Consider the following 18569-nt stretch of genomic DNA (forward strand, 5'->3'; position numbering starts at 1 on the left):
GGCGCCGCCCGGCTGCTGGTCGAGATCGCCGACATCACCCGGTTCCCGAACCGGGCCCACTTCGCCTCCTGGAACGGCACCGCCCCCATCGACGCCTCCTCCGGTGAACAAGTACGGCACCGGCTCTCCCGTGCCGGGAACCGGCAGATCAACCGGGTCCTGCACATCATGGCCACTGTTCAGCTGCGCAACCCCACCGAAGGACGCGCCTACTTCGACCGGAAGAAAGCCTCCGGCAAGACATCAATGGAAGCGATGCGCGCCCTGAAACGACGCCTGTCCGACATCGTCTACCGATGCATGATCAGCGACGCGGTGGCCACCATGGCGGCGGGCCCGGGAGGACACCGGGGAACGACTACTGACTCCAGCGTGACCGACTCTCATCCCCCAGCCGGCTCTTCGGAGAAGTCACTTCCCGGACCCGCCGTGACCCAGGATAGAACCCTCCTCCCGGCGGTGTCTTGACACAGAGGGGAGCCATGATCGAGCGCACTACTCTCGGCATGTGCGGACGTCGTCGGCCTGTGAAGCGGAGCCACGGTTGTGACGATTTCGGGCACGCCGAAGAGCTCACCAAGTAGGAGGCCCTGGTCAGAGGCTTTCGGGTGGGATTCGCATCTCAGGCAACGGGATCCCGGCCGACGCCAGCACGGCAGTACCAGTGTCATACGTCGATGCGCGACCGCCCTCTTGACTGGCGTCAGAAGCCCCAGGACGACGGCCGGCACCAGCCAGGCGGGGAGCAGCGAACCCTGACCACTTCGGCGTTCTCTGGGAGGTCACGCCGGACCGCTCACCCACCTCACCGCAGGTCAAAGCCCTCGGCTCTGTCCAGTGTTGGTGAGCACTTCGGGCGCGGTGACCACTTCGCCAACCTGCACCCAATCTGCTCCCACTTGCAAGGCCAGGTGATTCAGCAGCTCCTTACCGCCGTGACCTGCGGACACTCCCCTACCAGGCAACATACAGCACTGTCGACTGATGCCTAAAACGGCTGAGCACTCCGTGTGAAGCAGGACGCCGCACCCACTCTGACCTGCGTAAACGAGAATCCGCAGGTCGTGGTGGGTGCAGATGAGCGCTGTCCGGCGCCGTTGGGTGCCGTTCAGCGCCGTTCAGTGCACCTGGTTGCTCCCAACCTGCTCCCCAATCTCGGGCCCGGGACCGGCGACACCTGATCGGCTGGCACGGTCGTTCGTCGCGCAGGACCCGCGCCCGTGTGGGCGCCGGACACGGGATGCCCAGCCTCCCCTGTGACGCGCGGCAGGCCATCAGCCGCGGTAGTCCTCGAACTCCCACAGGCCAATCCGACCGACCTTCTGAGCGAGCTCGACACGGCTGGGCGCCTCGATGTTCCCGATCAGCTTGCGCAAGGCTGCCTCGACCGTCGCCGGCGAGAACTCCGCCACGAACAGCCAGTGCCGCCCCAGCAGGAAGGATTGCCTGGCCAACAGGTCGACCAGGGCGGCAGGCGTGCACGCAGTGACCTGGTACTGCTCCTCGCCTGGCTCGCCGAAGACACCGACATACACCTCGGCGAGCTGCACGGTGTAGACGGGATCGAAGGGCTGGCCAGTTTCCAGGTCCGGGAACCGGACCTGCCGCACTTCCGCACGCATGGGGGCAAGCTACCGCCTGGCCCGTCCCGACGACCTGTGCATTACGAGATCAAATTGGCGGCCTAGCGTCACCTGGCCAGAGCCTGCCTGGCCTGGGGAAACACCTCTCGGCACCTTTCAACGTCGGTGGTCGCGATCAGGCCTCTTAAGGACTAATTGAGGACTGAGGCGTTGTCCCAGGTTGCCCAGAGGTCAGGCTCGCCAACCGACTCAAGACCCGTTGCCAGGAGCAGCGAGACAACAGCGACCAGACGAGTGAAGACCAAGGATGAAGAGCCATACAAGCCCTCACCGATGCCCGTGATGACCAGACCCCTAGCAAGGCCGCGACCTGCGGCGCGAAGGGCCTCCGCGTACTCCGGCTCGGTCAGCCCAAACGTGGCTTCATCGCATGGGACGGACAACGCAACGAGCGTAGCCGTGAGGTCGATCCGGATGCCTGGAGTGGCGGCAGCACATGCCATGAGTAGGCCATACGAAGACGCGTGCCCTAGGCGACCCCGATACTCGACGCCGATGACGTCAGGCTCGGCTGGCACCGGACCGTCGGCGCCGGTCCATGCCATGAGTCTGGAGGTCTCCCGCCGCGCAAACTCCCTCAGCATGGCCGGACCATATCGGAATGCCGGGGGCTGGCGGCCTTGGGTTAGAAGGTCGGTGGATGAGCTAAGCCGCCAGCGGCTTCCAGCGCTTGGTGACAACCGGGTCAGTATGCGGGGCAGGCCATACCTGCAGTCGAAGTCGCTCCGTGGTCGCCGGATCGTCGTCGGAATTAATGCCGCGACGTTCCGCTTCGGCCAAGTTGCTTCTCGCGGCTCGTACGCGAACCGGTCCCGCCGCTACCCGGAACCGTGCGGCCCCCGGCTCGTAGTCGGTGCAGCCCATGACGACGAGTCGGCCCGAGGAAACTTGCAGGCTTGCCTCCACGACGTGGTCGAACTCCGCGCTGTCGTCTTCTGGCGCTGCCTCCAACACCTCCACGGTCACGGCCACGTTGACGTTGACGGTGGTGCCGACCGCCATGGCGTCCGTGTCGACGGCAAGGTTGTCGAGCACCGCCTCTTCGGTCCAGGCGTCCCCAAGACCGGTCGCAGATCCGTCATCGAACAGGTGGACCTGGTAGTGGTCCGCGAAGAGTTCCAGCTCCGTCGAGATCAAGGCACCCTCCCAGTCTTCGCGCCCTGCTCAGTCTCGTCGCAGACCAAGGTCAACTGTCAAGCATGCAGTGGGACGGATTGTCGTACTCCACTTGACGCTTGCGTGACGGATTAGTGTCAGAGGTTGGGTGACACGTCCGGCTAGACGATCATGGCTTGTTGTTTGTCTGATCTTGGCTGTTCAGTATGGCTTGCAGGAGAGCGGGCGGTAGCCGGTTGTGGGCGCCGAGGATTTCCAGGCCGATGACGTGGCCCTCGGGGTTGAGGTCGTGGTTGAACATGCCTTGGTCGGGGTCGAACGGTATGACCCGCTGTGCGGCCGCGGGTGGGATGGGATGGTCGAGGTAGATGTATGCCGCGTCGGCGTCGCTGTCGTAGCTGCAGAGCAGCAGGATGCGTGTCTGCGTGTGCATGGTCGTCAGGTTGGCATATGGCCGGGATGGTTGGCGTGCCGCCGGGATGGCTCTGGCTTGCGTGCCTTGAACGGGGCGACGGGCTTGGCGGTGGTGCGGGGCGCTTCGGTGACCATCACCACCGTCAAACCGGTCGCCCGGTTCAAGGTCCGGAAACCCGAACCTCCGCGACCGACGGCTCCAACCGCGAAGCCACCACCCCTGCCGTCTGACACGCTGAAACGAATGCGCACCCTGGGGTCGTCTGCTGAGTTCCGCGAACAGTCATGGCCCACGATCGCCGCACGCCTACACGGCGTCCTCGACGACAGCGCCACCTACGAACCAGTGCTGGACATCGTCGACAGCGTCATCGCGTTCGAAGCCGAAGCCCTGCTGGCCGGCACGACCTCAATGTTCGACCTCATCGTCACGCCGAAACCCGTCACACCACCCCCCGTCGACGTCGTCAGGGTCCGCTCGACCAACGGCTGGATCACCGTCGAGCACATCACCCACACCGGCCGAAACGACCGGATCCAAAGACCAGCGCAGGAAGGAGTCGCCCTGTTCTGGCGGTTCATGATCGAAAAGTTCGGCATCCACCTACGCCGACCGGCGCACCACCCGACCAAGCGGCTCCATAACAGGCGGAATCAAGCCCCTCGCAGGGCATTCGCCAGGACTTGCAGCCTGAGCCGTAAGAGATCGTCTAGCCCGTGTTTCGTAAGGGCTTCCGGACGGTGAGGTAGGCCCGGCGTGGCGGTGATCTATAAAAGTTGAGGTCTCCGGTAGATCGGTTAGCGACCAAGCAAACCGAAGACCGACCGGAGACCTCGTGCCCAGGGTAGCGGCAGCGAGGCGGCACGACCTCACCGACGCTCAGTGGGCAGGGCTGCAGCCTGTCCTGCCTACGGAGTCGGGTCGGGGGCGTCCGCCGCGGTGGACGAAACGGCAGATCATCGACGGGATCCGGTGGCGGGTCCGGACCGGAACCCCGTGGCGGGACGTGCCGCAGGTGTATGCGCCGTGGCAGACCTTGTATCGCTGGTTCCGGCGCTGGCAGCGCGACGGCACGTGGGCGAAGGTCCTGGCCGGGTTGCAGGCCGGCGCTGACGCCGGCGGGAAGATCGACTGGACGGTGAGTGTCGATTCCACGATCAGCCGCGCCCATCAGCACGCCGCGGGCGCCCGCCGCAACGGCCACCTGCAGAAGGAACCACCCGGTGGTGTTGCCACCGAGCCTGACGATCATGGGCTGGGTCGATCGAGGGGCGGGTTCACCACCAAGACGCACCTGGCCTGCGAGCAGGGCCGCAAGACCCTCGCCGTGGCGATCACCGGCGGGCAGCGTGGAGACAGCCCGCAGTTCATCACCGTCCTGGACCGGATCAAGGTTTATCGGGTCGGTGGCGGCCGGCCCCGCACTCGTCCCGACCTGGTCCTGGCCGACAAGGCGTACACCAGCCGCGGTAACCGCGGGTACGCCCGCCGCCGAAAGCTGCGGGTCTGCATCCCGAGCAAGGCCGACCAGGACGCCCACCGCAAGGCCAAGGGATCCAACGGCGGCCGGCCGCCCGCCTTCAACCCAGACCTCTACCGGCTACGGCACGCCGTCGAGTGCGGCATCAACCAGCTCAAGCAGCACCGCGCCATGGCCACCCGCTACGAAAAACTCGCCGTCCGCTACGAAGCCACCGTCACCATCGCCATCATCAACCAATGGCTCCGAGCCTTATGAAACACGCGCTAGCCGGACGTGTCACCCACGTCCGGAGACTGGTCCGTCACGCACGTCCTCAGACCCGACACGCTCAGCAACGAGGCCCACACTCTGCCGACAGGCGCACATCCTCCGGGTCGGCGATGTCGGCGACGAGGATCGCGTACGTGAGGTCGAGCAGGCCCTGGGAGTGATGCTCTCATGGCCGGCCGTCGGAGCGCTCGTGCCTCATCCCGGGACCATCCGCACCGAACCATCGGACGGCCTGCACATTGTTTGGCGGCCTGATGATCCCGTCACGGGCCCAACAACCCAGCGCATGCATCGCGCCGACGTGCCCAAGCTCAGCCGCTTTGAGGTACCACTTGACCGACGTGGCCGATCCCTTCTCGTCCTGAGCTCCCCGCCGCCCGCACCTGCCGGCGGGGCGTCCGACCGCCGGTCGGAAACATCCTGCGGATTTGGTGAAGTAGTTCCCTGGGACACTGACGACGATGACGACTGACGACCTCAACCCCAGCTCACGCAAGGTCACCGCTCGATCGCGATATGGGCCGGCGATCGGCGGCGCCACACTCGCCGTTCTGGTTAGCGGCTTCCTTCCCTGGTTCCAGTCAGGTTGGGCCGTTTCCATGAACGGGGTGAGCAGCTACGAGACCAACAGCGCGTCGGCATGGGCCGCGTCCACCGCCTGGAGCACCGCCCTCATGCTCAGCGCGACCTCGGCCGCAGCCGCGATCCTGCTGGCCCGCATCGATCGTCAGCCGCCAAGCTGGGCGTACCTACGATGGGCACCTCCCACACTCTCCCTCCTTGGCATCGCGCTCGTGCTCTGGACCTGGATCGAGATTCCCCGCGCCGACACTGTCGGCGCCGGCGGGTGGACCACCGGTTCAGTCGGCCACATTGGCGACATCGCCCGTGATCGGCTACAGATCCTGCACCTCGACGGCCTGCGTTACGACGTCGGTTGGGGTCTGTACATCGGCATTCTCGCCATGTCCTCGCTGTGCACCTTGCTCGTTGGTCACGCTCTTCGCGCTCGTCGATCTGCCACCTAGAGATGTGACCACGAGCGAGGCAGTCGCTCCGCAAAGACGCACGGCGCCCCGCTGGTCGCCGCCAGCCGGAGATATCGATGGGACAAGGCACCTCTTGGCCGGCATGAGGGACTCCGTACGACAGCCGGTGCCGCCCAACAAGGCAGCCGCGCTGCCTGACCACTTCGGCCTTCCCTGGGAGGCCACGCCGCACCGCTCGACCGCATCACCGCAGGTCAAAGCCTCGTGCCTGTCCGGTGTCGGTCAGCACTTCGGACGCGGCGACTGCTTTGCCAGCCTGCACCCAATCTCCGGCCGCGCCAGCGGCACCCCGAAGACCCGTCACGCCCAGGTCGAGATGATCCGGGCTCTGCGCGTCGCCCGCCGCGGAGCGATGAAGGCTCGGATTCAAGACGGAGGCCAGGTCGAAGCGCTCATCGTCTCGGCCCCCGAACCCGTGAGACAACTGGTGCGCGGGCTGGCCGGCAAGAAACGCATCCGCGTCTGCGCCGCTCTCAGGCCTGGCACGGTGTCCGATCCGGCGACCGCCACCAAGCTCGCTCTGCGCAGCCTCGCCCGACGCTGGCTCGCCCTTCAGGCCGAGATCGACGACCTCGACAGCCACCTGGCCGCCCTCGTCACCGCCGCCGCCCCGGATCTGGTCGCGCTGCCTGGCGTCGGAGTCGACACCGCTGGACAACTCCTCGCCACCGCCGGCGACAACCCTCACCGCTTGCACTCCGAAGGGGCTTTCGCCCGGCTCTGCGGCGTCGCCCCCATCCCGGCCAGCTCCGGACGGACCGACCGCCACCGCCTACATCGTGGCGGCGACCGCGAAGCCAACCGCGCCCTCTGGCGCATCACGCTGGTCCGCATGCGCTGCCACCAGCCCAGCAAGGACTACGTCACCCGCCGCACGGCAGAGGGCAAGACCAAGACCGAGATCATGCGCTGCCTCAAGCGCTACAACGCCCGGGACGCCTACCGACTGCTCACAGCTGACCACCTAATCGAGCGTGCTTGAAGCCTCCGCAGGGACGATCATGTCCGAGTGAACTACCTGACCTGGAACGATGTCGCCGAATGGTTCGTGGGCGACTGCTCGGTGCTTGAGGCCTACGTCCTCGATGCCGACGAGACCGACTGGCAACGGATGATCGACCTCGTGAGAGCCCAGGGATGGCGGTTCGACTACACGGTCGAAGACCACTCCCTGCCACTACCACAGCAGGTCGCTGAGATCTTCGCCCGCACCTCCGAAGCGTCCATCGCCATGCGCATCTGGCCAGCGCCCAACCTGCAGGCCAACACCCACTTCTTCAGCGAAGACGAGGTCGTGTTCCACTTCGACCGCGAAGATCTACAGGGCCAGCACCAACTGGACCTCCTGTGCTGCTCCATGCGCAGCCTCGGACGCCACCTCGGAAAGCCAGTGCGCCTCACACCGGAGGACAACCCACAGCACCCTTTGATCATCTACTCACCCACGGAGGATCGGTTCACCCTGACCGCTTGACGGAAATAGGAGCGGGGCTGTCTCGCTAACGGTGTTTCCGGCGATCTTGGTTAGTAGGATTCAGCGGCTGGGAAGCGGTCGCTGAAGGTGATGGCGAAGGCGTTCAACGCGGGTTTCCAGCGCATCGTCCATCGGGTTCTGCCTGCTCCGGTGGGGTCCAGGGATCGGGTCACCAGGTACAGACACTTCAATGCGGCCTGCTCGTTGGGGAAGTGGCCGCGGGCCTTGACCGCCCGCCGGTAGCGGGCGTTGAGGGACTCGATCGCGTTGGTCGAGCAGATGACGGTGCGGATCTCCAGGTCGTAGTCGAGGAACGGGATGAACTCGGCCCAGGCGTTGTCCCACAGTCGGATCACCGCCGGATACCGGCCACGCCACTTGTCGGCCAGGTCGTCGAACGCGGCCCTGGCCGCGTCAGCGTTGACGGCCGTGTAGATCGGCTTGATGTCGCGCTTGAGTTCGTCCCAGTACTTGCGGGAGGTGAGCCGGAACGTGTTGCGGATCAGGTGGATCACGCAGGTCTGCACCACGGTCTGGGGCCACACGTTGGTGACCACCTCGGGCAGGCCCTTGAGGCCGTCGCAGACGAGGAAGAACACGTCCTTCACGCCGCGGTTGCGCAGGTCGGTCAGCACGCTCATCCAGAACTTCGCGCCCTCACCGCCGGCGCCGGCCCATAGCCCGAGGATGTCCTTCTCCCCGTCGAGGGTGACCCCGATCGCGGCGTAGAACGGCCGGTTGGCGACCTGCCCGTCCCTGACCTTGACCACGATGGCGTCGATGAACACGGCGGCGTAGATCTCATCCAAGGGCCGGTGGGACCAGTCGGTCATCTCCTCGATCACCTTGTCGGTGATCCGGGAGATAGTCTCCTTGCTGACCGCGGCGCCGTAGATCTCGGCGAAGTGCGCCGAGATCTCCCCGGTCGTCAAGCCTTTGGCATACAGCGACAACACGACCTCGTCGACGCCTGAGAGGCGCCGTTGCCGCTTGCGCACGATCTGCGGCTCAAAGGTGCCAGCGCGGTCACGTGGCACGTCGATCTGCACCGGCCCCGACGCGTCGGTCAGCACGGTCTTCGACCGGCTGCCGTTACGGATGTTGCCCGAACCGGCACCGGCCGGATCGTGCTTCTCATAGCCGAGGTGCTCGGTCATCTCCTCGTTCAACGCGGTCTCCAGGACCGTCTTGGTCAGCTGCTTGAGCAGCCCGTCCGGCCCGGTCAGCGACAGACCCTGTTCCTTAGCCGCCCGGAGCAGATCGGCGGCGGCCTTCGCCTCCGCCGACGGCTCGGGCCGCTTCTTCCGTCCGGTCGCATCGTCCAGTGTCGCGGTCATCACGGCACCCTCCTCACCAGGCACAACGCCCGATGGGTTAGGCCGGAAACACCGTTAGATCCAGTGTCATCCTCGAAGGGTCCGGCAGGTTCGCTCCACCTGTTACTTGCCTTCGTGGCTGTTGTGCATTCTGCGGCCTGCCGGACGTGAAGGACCGGCCGGTATGGCTTAAGAGGAGCGTGTCAGCGCCCGACTGGGATCTGCCTACCGACCGGCCCGCATCCCCTCGGTCAGAAGGAGACACCACCCATGGTGGTCATCGGGATCGACGCGCACAAGCGCACCCACACCGCGGTCATCGTCGACGCTAATGGGCGGCAGCTCGTGACGAGGACCTGCGGCTCCACCAGCAAGGACCACCTGGCGTTACTGCGTTGGGCAAGCCGGCACGGCGCCGACCGGGTCTGGGCACTCGAGGACTGCCGCAACATGACCCGCCGCCTCGAGCAGGATCTGCTCGCCGCCGGCGAACGCATCGTCCGGGTCCCGCCGAAGCTGATGGCCCACATGCGCGACGCCGCTCGCACCTACGGCAAGTCTGACCCGATCGATGCCCTGGCCGTCGCCCGCGCCGCTCTGCGCGAGGACAACCTGCCCGTGGCACACCTGGACGGACCCGACCGCGACGTCCGGCTCCTCGTCGACCATCGCGAAGACCTCATCGCCGAACGCACCCGGGCGGTCAATCGGCTGCGCTGGCACCTGCACGAACTCGACGCCGACTGGGACCCACCCGCTCGATCGCTGGACCGCAGCAGCAACCTCAATCGCATCAGCCAGCGCCTCGCCGGTCTGCCCGGCCTCGTCGCCCGTCTCGCCGCCGCGATCACCGAGCGATGTCGTCAGCTGACCATCGAGATCGACGCTCTTGAAGCCGAGATCAAGACACTGACCGAGCAACTCGCCCCCACGCTGATGGCCATACCCGGCTGCGCGTCGCTGACCGCGGCGAAGATCCTCGGCGAAACCGCCAGCATCCTGCGGTTCCGGTCCGCCGCCGCCTATGCCCGCCACAACGGCACCGCGCCGCTGCCCGTCTGGTCGTCGAATCGGACCCGACACCGCCTCAGCCGCACCGGCAACCGCCAGCTCAACGCTGCTCTGCACCGCATCGCCATGACCCAAGCGCGCTGCCACCCACCGGCGCGGGACCTCGTCGCTCGCCGCAAAGCCGGCGGCGACGGCGGCCTGGAGGCCCTCCGCGTCCTCAAACGGCGCCTCTCCGACGTCGTCTACCAAGCGCTACGCGCCGACCTCGTCACCCGCCAACCCGTCGCCGCTTGACAGAGGAGCAATCCACACTCCCGAAGTCGGTCACAGCCACTCGTTGATGGCTGCGAGGTGGATGGTGGCCTCGTAGCGGACGGCCAGCTTGTCGAAGCGGGTGGCCACGGCCCGGTTGCGCTTGAGTCGGTTGATGCCGCACTCCACGGCATGACGCTGCTGGTAGAGGTGCGGGTCGAAGGCCGGCGGTCGGCCACCCTTGGATCCTTTTGCTCGCCGGTGAGCGTCCTGGTCGATCTTGCTCGGGATGGTTGCGGCGATCCCACGTCGGCGCAGGTAGGCCCGGTTGGCCTTCGAGGTGTAGGCCTTGTCGGCCAGGACCCGGTCCGGGCGGGTCCTCGGGCGGCCGGTGACCAGGCGGGGAACGCGGATCGCGGTCAGGACCGGGATGAACTGCGGACTGTCGCCGCGGTGTCCGGCGGTGAGCACGACCGCGAGGGGCTTCTGTCCCTGCTCGCAGCCCAGGTGCAGCTTCGTGGTCAACCCGCCGCGGGACCGACCCAGCGCGTGGTCGGCCGGCTCAACCATGACGCCGCCGGGTGCTTCGGCCTGCAGATCCCCCTTTTCCTCGCCCCGGCCGCGTGTTGATGGGCGCGGGCGCTGGTCGAGTCCACCGACACGTCCCAGGTGATGCGTCCGACCGCGTCGGCCAAGGCCTGCAACGCCGTCAGGACTTGCTGCCAGGTGCCGTCGCGCTGCCAGCGCCGGAACAGGGCATACACCGCAGACCAGGAGCCGTACTGCGGTGGCACGTCTCGCCACGGGGCACCCACCCGGATCCGCCACCGAATCCCGTCAATCAACTGCCGCCTGGTCCATGACGACGGTCGACCTGGTCGCTTACCCGCAGGCAGCAGCGGCTGCAGCACCGCCCACTGCGCGTCAGTCAGATCGAACCGCCTCGTCACCGCTAGGGTGTCCACGAGGTCTCCGGTGGTCTCCGGTTTTTCTTGGTCGTTAAACCATCTACCGGAGACCTCGCCATATCTCGATCTCCGACACGCGAAGATCCTCAAGCCAGCTCAAGCCCTGGCACCGACTTCGACACAGGCCCTAGCGGCAATGGTTCCCCCAGATACGTGCGCGCGCCCCGATGTGGGCTGCGAAGTCATCAGCACGGCGAGTGGTCGATCGGCCGGCGCCAGATCGCTTCCCACTGGATCCACTGCCCGGGGGCGGGTGGTGTGCGCTCGGTGCTGTCAGCTCTGATCGGTAGCAACGCGGGCCATCCCTCGAACAGCTGGTGCAACTCGCCGTCACTGAAGAAATGGATGCTCAGGCCGTTCTTCGGTCCGGCGGTGTACTGCACGGTGAATCCTCCGTCCGGGTGCTGCTCCGTGACTTCGTGTGCCGGCCACACGTCCGTGCCGGTGGCGTTGACTCGCACACACAACAGGCCCCCACGTTCAACTCGCCGCTGTGCGGCCCGCACGTGCCGGTGCGCCTGCTCGCGGTTGCCGTGCTGAAACACCTGAATGCCGATGACGAGTGGCCAGGTGTCGCCGGCGGGCAGGGAGTCCAAGTCGCCATGCCAGAGACGATCCGCCCGGTCGGGACGACGTTGCGCGAGCTGTTGGACCGCCTCATCGGAGACGTCCAGGCCGAGAACGTCAATGCCGCCATCGACCAGCGGCAGGAGATTCCGGCCGTTGCCGCAGCCGACATACAGGCCAGCGGTGATGCCCTCCACCGAGGCAGTCAGAAGGATGTCGTCAACGAACGGGACGGGAGGCTCGTCAACGTACCGTCCCCGTCGGTACTCGTCGTTCCAGGCGTCAGAAGCGGACCTCGCCACACTCATCGCGCCACCCTGTCAGACAACCGTGATCTATGCGGCCCGCCGTAGAGGCTGTGTTGACCTTCGGTGCCAAAGTGAAGGGCGGATCTCCTCGTCGGGCAGTCGTCAGACCGTGCAGCCTCCCCGGACGGGGACAAGGTGGAGCGCCTCGCCAGCCGAGTCTCAATGGCGGTCGTCAAGGCCCGGCATGGCGACCGAGGGATCATGAGATCAAGATGGGCCTCCCGGCGACCTGCGCAACCAGGTCCCTGCCAGCGGAAACACCTCTCGGTATCTCTCATCACTCCCCCGCCATCCGTCGGCCTCTTGCGGAGCAGATGCGGACCGCTAGGCTGTCGGCGGCTCCCCTCACCGCACACGACTACCCCGAGCTGATCGTCGCCGGACTCGACCCGGCCACCTCTCAAGCACTGCTCAACGACCTCGCGAGCAGGGCCTACGACAAGACCGAACATTTCCATCACGGTCAGCGCATCGGCGACCTCATCGCCGGATACGACGCCGTCATCATCGACGGCGACCCGACCGCGCAGGTGCACCCAGGCGGCCCGATCGGCCGATACTGCCGCGACCGCGTCCGCCTGCAGCAGGTTGTCTGGCCTGACTGGCACAGCCGCTACCCCAGGGACACCGCCTACGCGTTCCCCTCCGCCGTGCAGCCGCTGATCGGGCAGCCTTAGACCTCGGCCCCCGAGGGGCCGGATGCGATGTCGCGTCCGGCCCCTCGCCGCGAGGTCCTTCGTCGCCGGAAACGCCTGTCAACGGCCAGCACGAGGAAGAAGATTGGCCTTTTTTGTTTTGCGGCTTTCCGTGCCACCAGGTTCGGTGGGTCGTAGAAGCGGTCGCGGTCGCTAACTTGATCTTTAACCTCCGCGAGTCCTCTGGGGACCCTGGCTGGTCACGGAAACAGCCCTTGGTCGATGATCTTCTTGTCTAGGGAAGAGCACCAATAACCAAGGGCTGTTCTGGTGACCAGTGTGCATGATCGTGCTGCGGCTGACGCCGTCGGGGACCTGGACAGGTTCCGGCGAGAGTTCTACGACTGCTTGACCGCGCGGGCTGACGCGTTGTTCGACCTGGCAGACGCGGTGTTGTGCGCCGATGGGCCGGTCCGGTCATTGGTAAGGTTGTCGCTGGTGGGTGAGCACCGCCGTGGTTTTGGGGCGTTGTACGACGCCCTCGCCTGCGGGCGGCTGGACATCGACCGGCTGCGTACTGCTCTGGCCGGTGTGCCGCTGCCTCGGGCGGCCGACGGGCGTCTCGTGCTGGCGGTGGACATCACCTGCTGGCTGCGGCCGGACGCACACACCTCGCCGCAGCGGATCCTGTGCCACACCTACGGTCGCGGCAAGGACCAGACGATCATGGTCCCGGGCTGGCCGTACTCGATGGTCGTGGCCCTCGAGGCGGGCCGCAGTTCGTGGACCGCGCCGTTGGACGCGGTGCGGCTGACGCCCGGCGCCGACGCGGCGACGGTCACCGCCGGGCAGGTGCGCGACATCGTGGGCCGGCTGGTCGCTGCCGGCCAGTGGCAGGCCGGTGACCCGGACGTGCTGGTCGTGGCCGATGCCGGCTACGACGCGCCCCGCCTGGCGTTCCTCCTGGCCGACCTGCCCGTGCAGGTCCTGGCGCGGATGCGCTCGGACCGGGTACTACGCCGGGCCGAACCGCCCCGCCTGCCGGGGACGAACGGCCGCCCACCCCGCCACGGCGGCGAGTTCGTCTTCGGCGATCCCGCCACCTGGGGCGAACCCGACGCAGCCACCGTCACCGACACCCGCCTCTACGGCACCGCATGGGCCCGAGCCTGGAACCGGCTGCACCCCCGGCTGACCCACCGGAACGCCTGGACCAACTCGGCGAAGGTGCTGCCGGTCATCGAGGGAACAGTCATTCGCTTGGAGGTCGCCCACCTGCCCAGCGGCGCGACCCCGAAACCGGTGTGGCTGTGGTGGTCCGGCGTCGACCCCACCACCGCTGACGTCGACCGGCTCTGGCAGACGTTCCTGCGCCGCTTCGACATCGAGCACACATTCCGCCTGTTCAAACAGACCCTCGGCTGGACCTGCCCGAAAATCCGCACACCGCAGGCAGCCGACCTCTGGACCTGGCTGATCCTCGCCGCCCACACCCAGCTCCGCCTGGCCCGCGCCGCGGCCGTCGACCTGCGCCGCCCCTGGGAGAAACCAGCACCACCGCAGCGCCTGTCACCCGCCCGCGTCCGGAGAGGGTTCCGACACCTCCGCGCGAAATCCACCTGCCCCGCTGGGGCACCGAAACCCTCCCGGCCAGGACCTGGACGGCCACCCGGCCGCCGCAACACCCGGCCCACCCCACGTCACGACGTCCACATCGCGACCACCAAGAAGACCAACAAACCGGGCACCAAGAAGACGAAGACCGCGAATCCCCGCCCACGCCGAACAGGTTAAAGATCAAGCTAGGGCCCCGCCCAGAACGCCGGCGAGGAGTTGTCGCCAGTCGATGGTTCCGGTTGAGACAAGCTGGTTAGTCGCGTTCTCGGAGACGCCAGCTGCTGCTCCAGCAGCAGCGAGCCGCGGGTAGGAGATCTCAGCGATGCCTGCGGTTCCGCCCAGGAGGCCGCCGACTCCACCGCCGACCGCTCCAGCAAGTCCTCCGATCAGCGCGCCTTGGGAGCGTTGGCCCCCTGGTGCGAAGGCTGCACCTAGACCGGTCCCGATGGCGGCGCCCGTCATGATGGCGCAGCCGATGCCTGCGGTGGCCGCGCAGACTGCCACCGCGGCGACGGCTGTGGGGCCCACGACCACCATGGCGCGTTGGTTGTCGCTGAGTTTGCTGCCGCCGATTCCCCAAAGCCACTCTGGAGGGAGGCCGCTGGGGTCACTGAGGGTAATGGGGTTGTGGTGTGCGTAGGCGAAGGGGTTGAGGCTGTTCGGGTTCTCGGGGTCGAGGAGGGGGTCCGGGGAGATGAAGGTGCCCGTCTCGGGGTCGTATTCGCGCGCGCCGACATCGAGGAGTTTGGTGGAGGTGTTGATGGGTGCGTTGAGGAAGCGTCGGTCGGTGGGCCAGCCGGTGGCGCCGGTGCGGTCGGCTCCGTAGGGGGTGTACCAGCGTCGTTGGATGGCGCCGGTGGTGGGGTCGACGGTGAGGTTGGCGCTGGTTTGGTGGTCAGCGGCGAGCCAGTCGAGTCCGTTCTTGGTGCGGACGGCGATGGTCGCGTCGTTGTGGGTGTAGTAGCGGTTCCCAGTTAGGTTCTTGCCTTCGAGGCGGAGTTCTTCGCTGCCGAGGTAGAGGCTTTTGCCGGTGGGGTCGGTGCGGATGAGGAGGCCGCCGTCGGCGTCGTAGAGGTGCTTGGTTTGTTCGGTGCCGTTACCGGCGGTGACGGTGGCGGTGTCGAACTGGTTTTCGGTGGTGAAGGTGTAGTCGGTTTTGATACCGGCGACGGTGCGGGTGCCGGGTCAGGCAGAACACGTCGAGGCAACCGGAGGCGACGGCCAACAGCACCAGCAGCCGCATCACAACCCGTCTCGACAGGACCGGGTCGTCGGCTTCGTCCGCGTCGCCCGGTCCAGTCAATCCCCCGGTCCGGATGTCTGTCGTACGGCTGCCCTCCTCGACCCAATGGCGCTCAGTGCGGCTCTTCCCGTGGTCGCGCCGTTCATGCCCCCGTCTGGCGGCATGCGGTGGACATGATCAGGCTGGCGAACATGGTCACGATGACCACGGCCAGGACCTTCGGCGGCGGGGCGGGGGTTCGGGGCACAGCCGCGTGTCTTCGTGGTCTAGTCGTCCGTCAGAGTGGCCGGCCGGCCCGGCCGATGCCGGCCGGAGGCTGGCAGCAGACCGGGCCGGGCCGGCGCGGCCCGCGTTGACCTGACGAAGCGAATTCGGCAACGTGCGCGGTCAGCAGGCACCGTCGGCTTCCCATCCTGCCCGATGATCACGTCGCTGCTCACACGTGTTCTCGTGTTCGGCTGCGATGACAGGCCGAGGGCAGGGAGAGTCGCTATGGCAGAAGTCCCAGGGCGACGCAGACCGGTGGGCCGATCGTCGACGGACGCGACAGCGTGAGAGCGCTGGAGAGGAGACCATCAGGTGAGCGCTGAGGCGCTTTCGCCAATTTCTACTTACTTCCGCGTCTGCGACGGGGTGCGGGTGAGGTACGCCGACAACAGGGCAGACTCCGATATCACGGTTCTGCTGCTGGCGCCGTGGCCCGAAACCCTGTGGGCCTTCCGCCGCATCTGGAGCTGCCTCTCAGCGGTCGGGCGGGTTGTCGCCATCGACATGCCGGGATTCGGCCATTCCGATGGCCGCTCGGAACTGATCGCACCGGACGCTTCGGGAGCGTTCCTGGCCCGCCTGATCGACGAATGGGCCCTCGGATCTCCTCATATCGTCGGTCCAGATGTCGGAACGGCAGCGGCCCTCTTCCTCGCGGCGAGGACACCGGAGCGAGTCACGAGCTTGACGATCGGGGGCGGCGCGGTCCGCTTTCCCATTGAGGTGGGCGGCGCACTCAAGGACATCATCGAAGCACCGAGCCTTGACGTCGTACGCGGGCTGAATGCCAGAGCCAACATCGGTCAGACAGTCGAGGCGGTCGCCGGAAGCGACAGCGAACCCGAAGTCCACGAGGACTACGTCAGCGCCTACGACCTTGGGCGATTCGCCGAGTCCGCTCGCTTCGTGCGCGACTACCCAAAACAGAACCAGGTCTTGCGCGGCCTCCTCCCGACGATCGCCACGCCGACCCAGATCCTCGCCGGACGCAATGATGACCTTGTGCCGTGGTCCAACAACCAGTACCTCCACGACCTCCTTCCCAGCAGCGAGATCCATCCTCTCGACGCCGGTCACTTCGCATGGGAACAAGCACCCGAGGCGTATGGCGGCCTGATCGCCGAGTGGATCAGCGGCGGATATCGGCACGTCGGTGCGAGCTAAAAGATGTACTTAACCCCGGCGTCCGTCCGCTTGAACGGTCGTTCAACATGCCTGGATGCAGGTGATCACGGCAGCCCACCCGGAGTGAACCCGTCAATAAACGTAATGCCCGGTACATGATGCGTCGGATGATGGAGACGGTTGCCTCCCCAGCTGTCGAACTGGGGCCACCACCGTCCGACCGCCTCAGCGCTGCGACGTCTACTGCAGGTTGGCGTGCCGTGCATGCATCAGCGCATACGCATCCGACTGGGAGCCGGTGAGATCGAGGACGACCGCGTCGAGCAGTAGCAGTGCGCTCTGCTCGAACAGGGAACCACCGAACTGACCTGTCCCGGCGGTTGGCACCTCGATGACGGCGCTCGCCAGTCGGGCGAGGGTACTGTCGGCACGGGTGGTGACGGCGAGCAGGTCAGCGCCGAAGCCGACAGCGAGTCTGGCCAGGTGGAGCGCTACCGGCGTCTCGCCCGATCCGGAGATCACCACCAAGCCGTCACCCCGGGTATCGGTCCCGGCAGTACCGCCGCTGCAGGTGATCAACGAACTGGGTGCCGTCGTCCGCCACCGCAGCCCAGATGTCGTCGTTGCCCGCTTGCAACACGACACCACCGTCGGGCTCTACGGTCAGGGTGATCTCGTCGTCACGCCGATCAGGAGCACGAGCGGCCAACTACGCCAAGTGGATGTAGCGGTAGTCGAACTCGTCGTGCCTGTCGTGCACCCAGTTGAGCCATCGGTCCACCTGCGCCAAGGTCCACCGCCGGTAGCTCCCTCCCTGGTCCCCCGCCGAGGCCACGCCACTCCCCTGCCATAGATCCGAGCCTGGTGAATGTACGGTCCAATTTCCGTGATGTCCGGCAGGGCCGACTCCTCGTCTTCGAGGATGTGACGGGCGGCCCGTATCCACGAGTCCCGGGCCGCCTCATGCGCCATCGAGGGCTGGTCTTGTCGTCCGTCACCACGGCCGGACCGCCGGAGGCTCAGTCAGCGTGGGTTGACCCCGCGAAAGTACCTTGTCCGGCCCTGCGTGAGGGGCGGCCGGCACCGGAGGGGGCGGTGGCATGGACCAGGACGCGCGAGAGCAGGGGCTGCTCAACGCCTTGACCACCGAACACTTCGTGCCCCAGACGTCGCGTAGCGCCACGATCACCGAGTCCGTCGGGCGGGCGACCGTGTTCCTGTCACTGCTTTCCGCCTCGCTGATCGGGCTGGGCTTCGTCTCTAGCAGCGCACACCTGACCAAGCCGTACCTGGGGGCGGTGCTGCCGACCCTGGTGATCACCGGGCTGCTCACCTTCGCAAGGCTGGTGGAGAACATGGTGGAGAACTCGCTGGATCTCAAGCGCATCCAGCGCATCCGCGCCTACTACCACCGCCAGTTCGCCGGCGAGCACGACTTCTTCGCCGACGCGGTGACCGGTGGGGGCGACACGCAGACGATCGCCGCGGCGGTTGGCGGCGGTGCCTCTCGCTGGCAGTTGCTACTGACCACGGCGGCTATGGTGGGCGCCGTCAACGCACTGTTGGTCGGCCTGGGCGCGACCCTGCTGACCGGAGTGGCGGGCGGATCCCCCACGTTTGCGATCGTGCTCGGCGTGGCGGTCGCACTGGTCGCCTACGCCGCCCAGCTCGCGTTCATCAAGCGGGCCTCGATCTGGCTGAGCGGCTGATCGTTGCGCGGCAACGACGAGCATGTCGGCGCGAACACGCGGTTGCGGGAGATCGCAGTGTCATCCGATGTCGCCTGCTGGCAGGGCATGCCCTCCCCGCC

Annotated in this window: 18 protein-coding genes and 1 pseudogene; 11 read left to right on the forward strand and 8 right to left on the reverse strand. The window is 66.8% G+C overall.

The annotated features are described in order from the left end of the window. A partial coding sequence (locus ABZW14_RS28225; RefSeq protein ID WP_355352123.1) for a transposase occupies positions 1–468 on the forward strand: 468 nt, incomplete at its 5' end. 806 nt (positions 469–1274) lie between these two features. On the opposite strand, the gene ABZW14_RS28230 is transcribed toward ABZW14_RS28225, so the two are convergent. From ABZW14_RS28230 to ABZW14_RS28240, 3 genes are all read right to left on the reverse strand, one after another. After that, complete coding sequence (locus ABZW14_RS28230; protein ID WP_355352126.1) at positions 1275–1622, reverse strand: immunity 8 family protein; 348 nt, start codon at positions 1620–1622, stop codon at positions 1275–1277. Positions 1623–2288: 666 nt separating this feature from the next. Continuing rightward, positions 2289–2780 carry a hypothetical protein gene (locus ABZW14_RS28235; protein ID WP_355352129.1) on the reverse strand — a complete coding sequence of 164 codons (492 nt, stop codon included), beginning with the start codon at positions 2778–2780 and terminating at the stop codon, positions 2289–2291. A gap of 148 nt (positions 2781–2928) precedes the next feature. Then, on the reverse strand, positions 2929–3192 hold the full coding sequence (locus ABZW14_RS28240) for a DUF2283 domain-containing protein (protein ID WP_355352132.1): 264 nt from the start codon (positions 3190–3192) through the stop codon (positions 2929–2931). A gap of 108 nt (positions 3193–3300) precedes the next feature. Between ABZW14_RS28240 and ABZW14_RS28245 the strand changes: the two genes are divergently transcribed. The 5 genes from ABZW14_RS28245 (at position 3301) to ABZW14_RS28265 (ending at position 7450) form a co-directional block, all read left to right on the forward strand. After that, complete coding sequence (locus ABZW14_RS28245; protein ID WP_355352135.1) at positions 3301–3918, forward strand: hypothetical protein; 618 nt, start codon at positions 3301–3303, stop codon at positions 3916–3918. A gap of 91 nt (positions 3919–4009) precedes the next feature. After that, a complete protein-coding gene (locus ABZW14_RS28250) occupies positions 4010–4912 on the forward strand; it encodes an IS5 family transposase (protein WP_355352138.1) in 903 nt (300 codons plus the stop codon). 476 nt (positions 4913–5388) lie between these two features. After that, a complete protein-coding gene (locus tag ABZW14_RS28255) occupies positions 5389–5955 on the forward strand; it encodes a hypothetical protein (protein WP_355352141.1) in 567 nt (188 codons plus the stop codon). 127 nt (positions 5956–6082) lie between these two features. Then, a complete protein-coding gene (locus tag ABZW14_RS28260; RefSeq protein ID WP_355352144.1) occupies positions 6083–6958 on the forward strand; it encodes a transposase in 876 nt (291 codons plus the stop codon). A gap of 27 nt (positions 6959–6985) precedes the next feature. Beyond that, positions 6986–7450 (forward strand): hypothetical protein, encoded by a 465-nt coding sequence (locus ABZW14_RS28265; RefSeq protein ID WP_355352147.1) that lies wholly within the window; start codon positions 6986–6988, stop codon positions 7448–7450. Positions 7451–7500: 50 nt separating this feature from the next. Here ABZW14_RS28265 and ABZW14_RS28270 read toward each other — a convergent pair whose 3' ends face one another. Continuing rightward, entirely contained in the window at positions 7501–8787 is a 1287-nt protein-coding gene (locus ABZW14_RS28270) for an IS256 family transposase (RefSeq protein ID WP_355352150.1), read from the reverse strand. A gap of 249 nt (positions 8788–9036) precedes the next feature. Here ABZW14_RS28270 and ABZW14_RS28275 point away from each other — a divergent pair, with 249 nt between their 5' ends. Then, positions 9037–10071, forward strand: coding sequence for an IS110 family transposase (locus ABZW14_RS28275; RefSeq protein ID WP_355352153.1), 1035 nt, complete (start codon positions 9037–9039; stop codon positions 10069–10071). Between the two features lie 30 nt (positions 10072–10101). On the opposite strand, the pseudogene ABZW14_RS28280 reads toward ABZW14_RS28275, so the two are convergent. Further along, positions 10102–10994, reverse strand: a pseudogene (locus ABZW14_RS28280) (IS5 family transposase). Between the two features lie 188 nt (positions 10995–11182). Then, positions 11183–11872, reverse strand: a complete 690-nt coding sequence (locus tag ABZW14_RS28285) for a class I SAM-dependent methyltransferase (RefSeq protein WP_355352156.1) — start codon at positions 11870–11872, stop codon at positions 11183–11185. Positions 11873–12186: 314 nt separating this feature from the next. Here ABZW14_RS28285 and ABZW14_RS28290 point away from each other — a divergent pair, with 314 nt between their 5' ends. Together ABZW14_RS28290 and ABZW14_RS28295 are read left to right on the forward strand one after the other, a co-directional pair. Further along, complete coding sequence (locus tag ABZW14_RS28290; RefSeq protein WP_355352159.1) at positions 12187–12549, forward strand: DUF4262 domain-containing protein; 363 nt, start codon at positions 12187–12189, stop codon at positions 12547–12549. 288 nt (positions 12550–12837) lie between these two features. Continuing rightward, positions 12838–14301, forward strand: a complete 1464-nt coding sequence (locus tag ABZW14_RS28295; protein ID WP_355352162.1) for an NF041680 family putative transposase — start codon at positions 12838–12840, stop codon at positions 14299–14301. Between the two features lie 3 nt (positions 14302–14304). Here the strand turns inward: ABZW14_RS28295 and ABZW14_RS28300 are convergent, their stop codons facing one another. After that, complete coding sequence (locus ABZW14_RS28300; RefSeq protein ID WP_355352298.1) at positions 14305–15285, reverse strand: RHS repeat-associated core domain-containing protein; 981 nt, start codon at positions 15283–15285, stop codon at positions 14305–14307. Between the two features lie 661 nt (positions 15286–15946). On the opposite strand from ABZW14_RS28300, the gene ABZW14_RS28305 reads away from it, so the two are divergent. Further along, a complete protein-coding gene (locus tag ABZW14_RS28305; protein WP_355352165.1) occupies positions 15947–16798 on the forward strand; it encodes an alpha/beta hydrolase in 852 nt (283 codons plus the stop codon). A 201-nt stretch (positions 16799–16999) separates the two neighbouring features. Here the strand turns inward: ABZW14_RS28305 and ABZW14_RS28310 are convergent, their stop codons facing one another. Next, the gene (locus ABZW14_RS28310; protein WP_355352168.1) at positions 17000–17407 is read right to left on the reverse strand and encodes an SIS domain-containing protein; all 408 of its coding nucleotides are present in this window, start codon (positions 17405–17407) and stop codon (positions 17000–17002) included. 452 nt (positions 17408–17859) lie between these two features. Between ABZW14_RS28310 and ABZW14_RS28315 the strand changes: the two genes are divergently transcribed. Next, the gene (locus ABZW14_RS28315) at positions 17860–18468 is read left to right on the forward strand and encodes a hypothetical protein (protein WP_355352170.1); all 609 of its coding nucleotides are present in this window, start codon (positions 17860–17862) and stop codon (positions 18466–18468) included. Positions 18469–18569: the final 101 nt, after the last annotated feature.

It is taken from the genome of Micromonospora sp. NPDC004551 (assembly GCF_040609975.1).
Taxonomy (GTDB): domain Bacteria; phylum Actinomycetota; class Actinomycetes; order Mycobacteriales; family Micromonosporaceae; genus Micromonospora.

Bases quoted from the DNA above. Each gene is read 5' to 3' on its own strand.
- ABZW14_RS28230 (WP_355352126.1), bottom strand. From the start codon at position 1,622: ATGCGTGCGGAAGTGCGGCAGGTCCGGTTCCCGGACCTGGAAACTGGC.
- ABZW14_RS28315 (WP_355352170.1), top strand. From the start codon at position 17,860: ATGGACCAGGACGCGCGAGAGCAGGGGCTGCTCAACGCCTTGACCACC.
- ABZW14_RS28275 (WP_355352153.1), top strand. From the start codon at position 9,037: ATGGTGGTCATCGGGATCGACGCGCACAAGCGCACCCACACCGCGGTC.
- ABZW14_RS28290 (WP_355352159.1), top strand. From the start codon at position 12,187: ATGCGGACCGCTAGGCTGTCGGCGGCTCCCCTCACCGCACACGACTAC.
- ABZW14_RS28285 (WP_355352156.1), bottom strand. From the start codon at position 11,872: ATGAGTGTGGCGAGGTCCGCTTCTGACGCCTGGAACGACGAGTACCGA.
- ABZW14_RS28270 (WP_355352150.1), bottom strand. From the start codon at position 8,787: ATGACCGCGACACTGGACGATGCGACCGGACGGAAGAAGCGGCCCGAG.
- ABZW14_RS28240 (WP_355352132.1), bottom strand. From the start codon at position 3,192: ATGCACACGCAGACACGCATCCTGCTGCTCTGCAGCTACGACAGCGAC.
- ABZW14_RS28255 (WP_355352141.1), top strand. From the start codon at position 5,389: ATGACGACTGACGACCTCAACCCCAGCTCACGCAAGGTCACCGCTCGA.